A 10,117-nucleotide genomic window follows, 5' to 3' on the forward strand; every position below is an offset into this window, starting at 1 on the left:
GCACCCCGTCGTCTCGATGCTCGTCGTCGATGCCAAGGTGGTGTGTACACCCGGTACGGTCCGTCCCGACCCTCCCAGTGCCGGTGGTCGGCGGTCATGCATCACCTGGCCCGCCACCCGAAGGAGTGAACCCCGGAGGGGAGTTGGCGGGCAAGTTGCTCCGGCGGGCACGGGAGTGGTTTCGGGCGGGCCGGTTGGACGCGGGCGGCAGGCTTTGGCAGGATTCGCCGCCACGCATTCCCGGAGTGTGTCATTCCTGCGCAAACCAGGCGGCTGACCTGCGTCGCCGCGTCAATGCGGCCACCGTAGCGGACACTTGACGGACCTTGTGAAGGGCTCGTGCAGACTGGCTGGATGCGTACTGAAGTCGTTTCCGAGCCCGGCGACCCCGACCGCCCCGACGAGGACTTCGCCGGTGTCGGACTACCGGCCTGCGGACAGGGCGGCTGTGTGATCGTCCTGGACGGGGTGACCCCGCCGAGGGACGGGACGGGATGTCTGCATTCCGTCCCGTGGTTCACCGCGCGACTCGGCGGCGCTCTGACCGAACTGACCGTTTCCGACCGGGATCTGACGCTGTCGGAGATTCTCTCCCGGGCGATTCTCCGTACGGCCGATGCGCACGCGTTCACCTGTGACCTTTCTCACCCGCGTACGCCCCAGGCGACCGTCGTCCTGGTCCGCTGGTCGGCCGACCTGCTGGAGTACCTGGTCCTGTCCGACTCCACCCTGCTGCTGGAGTCCCCCGACGGTACGGTCACCCCGGTCCAGGACGACCGGCTGGCCCGGCTGCCCCGCGCCGCGCTGGCCACGGACGCGGTGGCGGACGCGACGGTCCGCAACAAGGAGGGCGGCTTCTTCACGGCCGCGGCGGACCCGTCGGTCGCCGCCCTCGCGGTGACGGGGAGCGTGCCCCGCGACGAGGTCCGCGCCCTGGCCGCGCTGACGGACGGGGCGACACGCTGGGTGGAGAAGTTCCACGAGGGCGGCTGGACGGACTGCTTCACCCTGCTGCGCAAGGAGGGCGCACGGGCCCTGGTCGACCGGGTACGGGCCCTGGAGACGGCCGACCGTGCCGAACGCAGGCATCTGGGGCGCGGCAAGACGCACGACGACGCGACGGTGGTCTACGCGGAACTGCGGTGACCACGGCCGCCCCGAGAGCCGGGCCCCGCCCCTCGGTGGCCTACTTCTCCATGACCCGGTTCAACTGGTGGAGCAGCCGTGCCAGTTCCGCGACCTCGCTCCGGTCCCAGTGGGCGAGCTGCCGTACGTAGCGGGCGCGGCGGGCCTCGCGCACCCGGACGACCCGGCCGCGGCCCTCCTCGGTCAGGTTCACCAGCCAGGCGCGGCCGTCCGCGGGATCGGGCTCGCGGCCGACCAGTCCCAGTTGCTCAAGGGCGCGCAACTGGCGGGACATGGTGGCCTTGCCGACGCCGATGTAGCCGGCGAGGTCGGTGGCACGCTGCCGGCCGTGTTCCTCCAGCAGGACGAGCAGTCCGTACGCGGCGGGCTCCAGCTCGGGGTGGACCTCGCGGGCCATCTCGCCCTGGTTGGCCCGGGCACGCCGCAGCAGCATCGTCAACTCGCGTTCCAGCGCCAGGAATTCCTGGTCTGCACCACTCGCCGACAGCCGGCCGACGACGGGCCGTCCGTCGCCGTTCGCGTCCTCGTGCACGTCAGCACCCCTGATCGGTTTCGCGGTTCTGAAAGTTTCTGCCATGTGCCGCCATCACCGCAGCTCCGTAAGTATTTCGCAGGCGTAGACCAACGGCAGCGTCCGGGGCCCCTTCCCACGGCGGGTCTACATGCGTAGCTTCCTGCCAGACAACTCGCTGGCATGTCCACGCCAGTAGGCCATTCGTGGTCCCCCCACAACCCCTCGGAGGCACGCCATGCCCCTGAACAGACCCGGTACCACCCGCCGCAGACTCACGGCCCTGTCCGTGACACTGCTGGCGGCCCTGTCCCTCACCCTCCCCCTCACCAGCGCCCACGCGGCCACCACGCCCGCCCGCGGCTCCGCCCAGATGGGCATGGGCATCCAGGCCCACGAAGGTCAGGACGGCACGCCCCGCGCCCTTGCCGCCGACCAGACCGAGGGCGTCGACGTCGCGCGCTACCAAGGCAACGTCGACTGGTCGTCCCTGTGGAACAGCGGGGTCAAATGGGCCTACACGAAGGCGACGGAGGGCACGTACAACCAGAACCCCTACTTCGCCCAGCAGTACAACGGCTCCTACAACGTCGGCATGATCCGCGGCGCGTACCACTTCGCGACGCCGAACACCACGACCGGTGCCGCCCAGGCCAACTACTTCGTCGACCACGGCGGCGGCTGGTCCCGGGACGGCAAGACCCTCCCGGGCGTCCTCGACATCGAGTGGAACCCGTACGGCGCCGACTGCTACGGCAAGTCGGCCAGCTCGATGGTCAGCTGGATCGCCGACTTCCTGAACACGTACAAGTCCCGCACGGGCCGCGACGCCGTCATCTACACGTCCACCAGCTGGTGGACCCAGTGCACCGGCAACTACGGCGGCTTCGGCGCCAACCCGCTGTGGGTCGCCCGCTACGCCTCCAGCGTGGGCAACCTCCCGGCCGGCTGGGGCTCCTACACGATGTGGCAGTACACCGAGAGCGGGCCGCAGGTCGGGGACCACGACAAGTTCAACGGGGCGGTCGACCGGGTGCAGGCACTCGCGAACGGCTGACCTCTCAAAGACGGGTGCGGGTCCGGGTCTCCTGCGGGAGACCCGGACCCTCCTTCATCCGATGGCGTCCGTCACGCCGCCATCGGAACCTCGGGCTCCGCGCCGTTCACGGCCGGCGCTAGGGCCAGCTCCAGGACCTGGCGGACATCCGTGACGGCGTGGACGTCGAGCTTGTCCAGCACCTCGGCCGGGACGTCGTCCAGGTCGGGCTCGTTGCGCTTCGGGATGACGACGGTCGTCACCCCGGCCCGGTGCGCGGCGAGCAGCTTCTGCTTCACACCGCCGATGGGCAGCACCCGGCCGGTGAGCGAGACCTCGCCGGTCATCGCCACGTCCGTGCGCACCAGCCGGCCGGACAGCAGCGAGGCCAGGGCCGTCGTCATGGTGACGCCGGCGCTCGGACCGTCCTTCGGCACCGCGCCCGCCGGGAAGTGGATGTGCACGCCCCGGTCCTTCAGATCGGCCACCGGCAGTTCCAGCTCGGCGCCGTGACTGCGCAGGAAGCTCAGCGCGATCTGCGCCGACTCCTTCATCACGTCGCCCAGCTGCCCGGTCAGGGTCAGACCCGCCGCTCCGGTCTCCGGGTCCGCGAGGGACGCCTCGACGAACAGCACGTCACCGCCCGCCCCGGTGACCGCGAGGCCGGTGGCCACGCCCGGCACGGCCGTACGGCGCTCCGCCGGGTCCTGGGCGGAATCGGGCACATGGTGCGGCCGGCCGATCAGGGCCCGCAGATCGGCGTCCGTGATGGTGAACGGCAGCTTCCGCTCGCCCAGTTCGTGCTGGGCCGCGACCTTGCGCAGCAGCCGGGCGATGGACCGCTCCAGGGTGCGCACGCCCGCCTCGCGGGTGTACTCGCCGGCCAGCTTGCGCAGGGCGCTCTCGTCCAGCGTGACCTCGTCCGTGTCCAGGCCCGCCCGTTCCAGCTGGCGCGGAAGCAGGTGGTCGCGGGCGATGACGACCTTCTCGTCCTCGGTGTAGCCGTCGAGGCGGACCAGCTCCATGCGGTCGAGCAGGGCCTCCGGGATGGCTTCGAGCACATTCGCCGTCGCCAGGAAGACGATGTCGCTCAGGTCGAGTTCGACCTCCAGGTAGTGGTCGCGGAAGGTGTGGTTCTGCGCCGGGTCAAGGACCTCGAGCAGGGCCGCCGCCGGGTCGCCGCGGAAGTCCGAGCCGACCTTGTCGATCTCGTCCAGCAGGACCACCGGGTTCATCGACCCGGCCTCCTTGATCGCGCGGACGATCCGGCCGGGCAGCGCGCCGACGTAGGTGCGCCGGTGGCCGCGGATCTCGGCCTCGTCCCGGACGCCGCCGAGGGCGACGCGGACGAACTTGCGGCCCATCGCGTGCGCCACGGACTCGCCCAGGCTCGTCTTGCCCACGCCGGGCGGCCCGACGAGCGCGAGCACGGCGCCGCCCCCCCGTCGCCCTCCACCGCCCTCAACCGAGGCGCTCCGCGCCGCCCCTTGGTCGGGCCGGCCGCCGATCACGCCCAGACCCCGGTCGGAACGGCGCTTGCGCACCGCCAGGTACTCGGTGATGCGCTCCTTCACGTCCTCGAGGCCCGCGTGCTCGGCGTCCAGAACCGCTTTGGCGCCCTGGATGTCGTAGACGTCCTCGGTTCGCTCGTTCCACGGCAGTTCCAGGACGGTGTCGAGCCAGGTGCGGATCCAGGAGCCCTCCGGGGACTGGTCGCTGGACCGCTCCAGCTTGTCGACCTCCTTGAGGGCGGCCTCGCGGACCTTCTCCGGCAGGTCGGCGGCCTCGACACGGGCGCGGTAGTCGTCCGACTCCTCAGCGGAATCCTTGTTCTCGCCGTTCAACTCCCGCAGTTCCTTGCGGACCGCCTCCAGCTGGCGGCGGAGCAGGAACTCGCGCTGCTGCTTGTCGACGCCCTCCTGGACGTCCTTGGCGATGGTCTCGGCCACGTCCTGCTCGGCGAGGTGGTCGCGCAGCTGCTGGGTGGCCAGCCGGAGCCGGGCCACCGGGTCGCCGGTCTCCAGCAGTTCGATCTTCTGTTCGGTGGTCAGGAACGGCGAGTAACCGGAGTTGTCGGCGAGCGCGGAGACGTCGTCGATGGCCTGCACGCGGTCAACGACCTGCCATGCGCCGCGCTTGCGCAGCCAGGCGGTGGCGAGGGCCTTGTACTCCTTGACGAGTTCGGCGACGTGGCCCGGCAGCGGCTCCGCCACCTGCTCGTCGACCCGGGTCCCCTCGACCCACAGCGCCGCACCCGGCCCGGTGGTTCCGGCGCCGATCCGCACCCGGCTCCGGCCGCGGATCAGCGCGCCGGGGTCGCCGTCGGCCAGCCGGCCCACCTGCTCGACGGTGCCGAGCACACCGGTGCTCGCGTACGTTCCGTCGATGCGCGGGACCAGCAGGACCCTGGGCTTGCCGGGTTCCGCGCGCGCGGCGGCCTGGGCGGCCTCCACCGCGGCGCGTACGTCGGTGTCGTTGAGGTCCAGCGGAACCACCATCCCGGGCAGCACGACCTCGTCGTCGAGCGGCAGCACGGGCAGGGTGAGCGTTGTGAACGCCGCGGACTCAGCAGCCATGATCTCCCCTTCGGCAGTCAAGTTGAGCTATGCCGACTCAATGCACATGAGCCCCCGATTGTTCCCCACCCCCGTTCGCTCTGAGCGATCACCAAACCCCGCCCCCCAAAGGACCGCGAGGCACCCGGACCAAGCACCATGCCCGCCGACACAGCGCCCCAAAGGGGCGCGAGGAACCGCGCGAGCAACCACAACCAACCCGCACCCGGCCACCGACCCACCCCACCACGACGCCCAACGACCCTGAGCCAGGCAGCATGCCCGTCGGCACAGCGCCCCAAGGGGCGCGAGGAACCGCGCGAGCAACCACAACCAACCCGCACCCGGCCGACCGGCCTACCACACCACGGCGCCCAACCACCCCGAGCCCGGCACCATGCCCGCCGACACAGCGCCCCAAAGGGGCGCGAGGAACCGCGCGAGCAACCACAACCAACCCGCACCCGGCCGACCGGCCTACCGCACCACGGCCCCCAACCGCCCCGGGCCGGACGGCCTCCGCGGGGAACTGCGCGAGCAACCACACCAAACCCACACCCGGCCACCGACCCACCCCCACCACGGCGACCGACCGCCCCGGGCCGGACGGCGGCTCAGCCGCCGGGGGCGGCCGGCGCGAGGGTGCGGTCCCAGCGACGTACCAGCGGCCAGATCCCCACGCCGATGGCCAGCGCAGCGAGATGGCCCCAGTCGGTCATCGGGTCCGCGTACTCGATCAGGTCCGCGGCGACCATCCCGCCGAACAGGCCGAGCAGCATCCAGCGCGGCCAGGGGCCGACGAGCCCGGCCAGCGCGCCGGTGACGGCGGCCACGCCGAAGCTGATGCCGTAGTCGAGGCGGTGCAGCGAGGTGACCGGCAGATACCCGGTGAGCACGGCGAGCCCCACGGGCACCTCGGTCGCCAGCGTGGCCGGCAGATGTCCGAGCAGGAAGACGCCGGCCGCGCGCAGGGCGCCGACGCGCCGCTCCAGCGCGGTGAGGACCAGCAGGAAGCCGAGCACGTACGGCGAGGCGACCCCGCCGGCGATCCACAGCGCGCTCGCCACCAGCACCGCGCCGGGCGCGCCGACCAGATGGGCCACGTCCGTGCTCGATCCCTGCTGGAGGGCGTGCACGAGGGACGGGTCGGCGAACGAGGCGACCAGCGAGGTCATGGCGAGCAGGGCCGCGTAGGCGAAGGTGAACGGCGTACCGGTGGGCGTGGGCAGCAGCCGCCACAGGCGCGGCGCGCACCGCGTCCGTGCGACGGGCGGTGCCGCCGACGGCGCCGGGCCCCGCTGACGCGGCATCCCGTCCAGCAGCTCCGTGGGCGGGGCCGTGGTCGCGGCCGCCGCGGTCCGTTCCACCGTCAGGCGCTCCTTCCGCTCGGCCCCACCCTTCGCGCCACGCGAGCCGCTGTCTATGACCGACGCCACCCGGGACCGGATTCACAGAATGCTCTGAGGAACCGGCGCCGCCGTACGGGCAGCGCGGCCACGGCGCACCGCTCGTTCGGGTGAGGCGCGCCGCCGCTGCCGTGACCGGGGCCGGGCCGCCGGGCCGCCGGACCGGCCCCGGGCGTCGGGCAGGATGGGGTCATGACCGCCGCGTACGCCATTCCCGAAGTCCTGGACCGCCGCGAGGGCCCCTACGGCGAGGTGGTGCTGCGCCGGCACGGCGCGCTGCTGCAGATCATCGCCAACGGCTGCTTCCTGATGGACACCTCGGACGGGCGCTCGGAGCGGCTGCTGGTGGACGCCGCGCTCGGCGCCCTGGACGACCGCCCGGCGCCGGAGGTGCTGATCGGCGGTCTGGGAGTCGGGTTCTCGCTCGCACACGCCGCGGCGAATCCCCGCTGGGGGCGGATCACGGTCGTCGAACGGGAACCCGCGGTCGTCGACTGGCATCGCGGTGGACCGCTCGCCGAGATGTCCGCCGCGGCCCTGGCCGACCCGCGCACCCACATCGTGGAGACGGACCTGGTGGCGTACGTCCATGAGACGTCCACCATGTTCGACGCGCTGTGCCTCGACATCGACAACGGGCCGGGCTGGACGGTCACCGAGGGCAACGGCGGCCTCTACGCACCGGCGGGACTGGCGGACTGCGCACGGGTGTTGAGGCCCGGCGGGGTGCTCGCCGTGTGGTCGGCGCAGCCCTCTCCGGAATTTGAAGGAACCTTGTGGAATGCCGGGTTCCAGCAGGTGCGTACCGAAGAGATCCCGGTTGCCCGGGGCGTCCCGGACGTCGTGCACCTCGCCGTACGACCTGGATAGCGACGGCACGGTCTGTCGCCGTAGTGTGCTTCCCTGACGCGGATCATTCAAGCGTCAATCGCAGATCATGGGATCACCCCACGGATTCCGGAAAGCACACTTCAGGGGCGGGCGATGGAGCAGACACACACCTCCCACAACGGCACGTCGGCGGCCAGCCCGGGCGCTCAGCGCCGGGTCCTGGTCGTCGAGGACGACCAGACGATCGTCGACGCCATCGCGGCCCGGCTGCGCGCGGAGGGTTTCCTCGTGCAGACCGCGGGCGACGGTCCGGCCGCCGTGGACACGGCCGAGGCATGGCAGCCCGATCTGCTGATCCTCGACATCATGCTGCCCGGCTTCGACGGTCTGGAGGTCTGCCGCCGGGTGCAGGCCCAGCGCCCGGTACCGGTGCTGATGCTGACCGCTCGGGACGACGAGACCGACATGCTGGTCGGGCTCGGGGTCGGGGCGGACGACTACATGACCAAGCCGTTCTCCATGCGGGAACTGGCCGCGCGGGTGCATGTGCTGCTGCGCCGGGTGGAGCGGGCCGCGCTGGCCGCGACGACCCCCCGTTCGGGCATCCTGCGCCTCGGCGAGCTGGAGATCGACCACGCGCAGCGCCGGGTACGGGTGCGCAGCGAGGACGTACACCTCACACCGACCGAGTTCGATCTGCTGGTCTGCCTGGCGAACACCCCGCGCGCGGTGCTCTCCCGTGAGCAGCTGCTCGCCGAGGTGTGGGACTGGGCGGACGCCTCCGGCACCCGGACCGTCGACAGCCACATCAAGGCGCTGCGCCGGAAGATCGGCGCCGAGCGGATCCGCACCGTGCACGGGGTGGGCTACGCGCTGGAGACACCGACGCCATGAGCGACGGGCGGTCGGCCGCACGGAGGAGCCCCGGGGAACCCTGGGGCGGCGTACGCCCGTTCTCGATCAAGACCAAGCTGGGCGCGCTGGTCGTCATCTCGGTGCTGATCACGACAGGTCTGTCGATGATCGCGGTGCACACGAAGACGGAGCTGCGCTTCATCACGGTCTTCTCGATGATCGCCACCCTGCTGATCACGCAGTTCGTGGCGCTGTCGCTCACCTCGCCGCTGGACGAGATGAACGCGGTGGCGCACTCCATCTCGCACGGCGACTACACCCGCCGGGTGCGCGAGAACCGCCGCGACGAACTGGGCGACCTGGCCCAGACGATCAATGTCATGGCGGACGAGCTGGAGGCCCAGGACCGCCAGCGCAAGGAGCTGGTGGCGAACGTCTCGCACGAGCTGCGCACCCCCATCGCGGGCCTGCGGGCGGTGCTGGAGAACGTCGTGGACGGCATCGCGGAGCCGGACACCGAGACCATGCGGACGGCGCTCAAGCAGACGGAGCGGCTGGGCCGGCTGGTGGAGACGCTGCTCGACCTGTCCCGGCTGGACAACGGGGTCGTCCCGCTGCGCAAGCGGCGTTTCGAGGTGTGGCCGTATCTGTCGGGCGTGCTGAAGGAGGCCAACATGGTCGCCTCGGCGCGCGCCGCCATCGCCTCCGGCTCGGGCAGCCACACCCGTACCGACGTCCATCTGCGCCTCGACGTCTCCCCGCCGGAGCTGACCGCGCTCGCCGATCCCGAGCGCATCCACCAGGTCGTCGCGAACCTCATCGACAACGCGGTCAAGCACAGTCCGCCGCACGGCCGCGTCACCGTGAAGGCGCGGCGCGGGGCCCAGCCCGACTCGCTGGAACTGGAGGTCCTGGACGAGGGCCCCGGCATTCCGCGCTCGGAGTGGCGCAAGGTCTTCGAGCGGTTCAACCGGGGCGCCGTCAGCCGCCCGCACGGTCCGGGCAGCGACGGCGGCACGGGGCTCGGTCTCGCGATCGCCCGCTGGGCCGTCGATCTGCACGGCGGCCGGATCGGCGTGGCCGAATCCGAGCGGGGCTGCCGGATTCTCATCACCCTTCCGGGAGAGCCTTCTCTGCCAGGTTGACGTAAAGTTCGAAGCGGAGCCACAAGATCCACGAGCGTCCCGGCCGACGGGTGCGTGGATCTGCGCGAAGCCGCGCCACCGGGTGCGCCGAGGCACGGGTCGAGGCATCCCTCTTACAGCTGAATCCCGCTTGTTTCCCGCCATTTCAAGGCCCGAAACCCACATTCTGATGTGACTTACGCGACGATGAACCTGCCCGACCTGACCTTCCCGCTCGTGGAGGCGTAGCCTTTATTCCCGCTGTCCATCACCTTGTGAAGCGGAAGAGGGCGGTTGCCGCCGTGTCGCCACAGTCCCCCAGTAACCCGAGCTCCGCCGGCCTTCGGTCGGGCGGTGCCACCACGACCGACGAACAGGCCGGGAAGCATCCCACCGCCGCGTTCGGCGCGAACGAGTGGCTCGTCGACGAGATCTATCAGCAGTACCTCCAGGACCCGAATTCGGTAGACCGCGCCTGGTGGGACTTCTTCGCCGATTACAAGCCCGGAGCGGCCGCCGCCCCGGCGCAGGCGGGTACTGCGACCGCGGGGGCCGCACAGACCTCCGCACCGGCTGCCCCGGCCCAGTCCGCCGCACCGGCGGCGCCCGCGCCCGCCGCACCGGCGCCCGCCGCCCCGAAGCCCGCGACCCCG

9 protein-coding genes are annotated in these 10,117 nt (G+C 71.5%); 6 read left to right on the top strand and 3 right to left on the bottom strand.

Annotated features, from left to right (window positions below; all coding sequences use genetic code 11):
* Positions 1 to 354 precede the first annotated feature (354 nt).
* Positions 355 to 1,146 carry a hypothetical protein gene (locus ABT245_RS41880; protein ID WP_351745183.1) on the top strand — a complete coding sequence of 264 codons (792 nt, stop codon included), beginning with the start codon at positions 355 to 357 and terminating at the stop codon, positions 1,144 to 1,146.
* A 40-nt stretch (positions 1,147 to 1,186) separates the two neighbouring features.
* On the opposite strand, the gene ABT245_RS41885 is transcribed toward ABT245_RS41880, so the two are convergent.
* Positions 1,187 to 1,678 (bottom strand): MarR family winged helix-turn-helix transcriptional regulator, encoded by a 492-nt coding sequence (locus ABT245_RS41885; protein ID WP_351745185.1) that lies wholly within the window; start codon positions 1,676 to 1,678, stop codon positions 1,187 to 1,189.
* A 217-nt stretch (positions 1,679 to 1,895) separates the two neighbouring features.
* Between ABT245_RS41885 and ABT245_RS41890 the strand changes: the two genes are divergently transcribed.
* Positions 1,896 to 2,714: a lysozyme gene (locus ABT245_RS41890; protein WP_351745187.1), complete on the top strand. Its 819-nt coding sequence runs from the start codon at positions 1,896 to 1,898 to the stop codon at positions 2,712 to 2,714.
* A 71-nt stretch (positions 2,715 to 2,785) separates the two neighbouring features.
* Here the strand turns inward: ABT245_RS41890 and lon are convergent, their stop codons facing one another.
* Both lon and ABT245_RS41900 read right to left on the bottom strand, forming a co-directional pair.
* Positions 2,786 to 5,269, bottom strand: a complete 2,484-nt coding sequence (lon, locus tag ABT245_RS41895) for an endopeptidase La (RefSeq protein WP_351745190.1) — start codon at positions 5,267 to 5,269, stop codon at positions 2,786 to 2,788.
* Positions 5,270 to 5,862: 593 nt separating this feature from the next.
* The gene (locus ABT245_RS41900) at positions 5,863 to 6,615 is read right to left on the bottom strand and encodes a rhomboid-like protein (RefSeq protein WP_502982304.1); all 753 of its coding nucleotides are present in this window, start codon (positions 6,613 to 6,615) and stop codon (positions 5,863 to 5,865) included.
* Positions 6,616 to 6,846: 231 nt separating this feature from the next.
* On the opposite strand from ABT245_RS41900, the gene ABT245_RS41905 reads away from it, so the two are divergent.
* From ABT245_RS41905 to ABT245_RS41920, 4 genes are all read left to right on the top strand, one after another.
* Complete coding sequence (locus ABT245_RS41905; RefSeq protein WP_351745192.1) at positions 6,847 to 7,524, top strand: spermidine synthase family protein; 678 nt, start codon at positions 6,847 to 6,849, stop codon at positions 7,522 to 7,524.
* 114 nt (positions 7,525 to 7,638) lie between these two features.
* The gene (locus ABT245_RS41910) at positions 7,639 to 8,379 is read left to right on the top strand and encodes a response regulator transcription factor (RefSeq protein ID WP_351745194.1); all 741 of its coding nucleotides are present in this window, start codon (positions 7,639 to 7,641) and stop codon (positions 8,377 to 8,379) included.
* Positions 8,376 to 9,485: a HAMP domain-containing sensor histidine kinase gene (locus tag ABT245_RS41915; protein ID WP_351745197.1), complete on the top strand. Its 1,110-nt coding sequence runs from the start codon at positions 8,376 to 8,378 to the stop codon at positions 9,483 to 9,485. Before ABT245_RS41910 ends, ABT245_RS41915 begins: the two co-directional genes overlap by 4 nt.
* A 281-nt stretch (positions 9,486 to 9,766) precedes the next feature.
* Positions 9,767 to 10,117 (top strand): 2-oxoglutarate dehydrogenase E1 subunit family protein (locus ABT245_RS41920; protein ID WP_351745200.1); only part of this gene is annotated, 351 nt, incomplete at its 3' end.

It is taken from the genome of Streptomyces sp. NPDC001508 (assembly GCF_040298665.1).
In the GTDB taxonomy this organism is placed as follows: Bacteria; Actinomycetota; Actinomycetes; order Streptomycetales; family Streptomycetaceae; genus Streptomyces.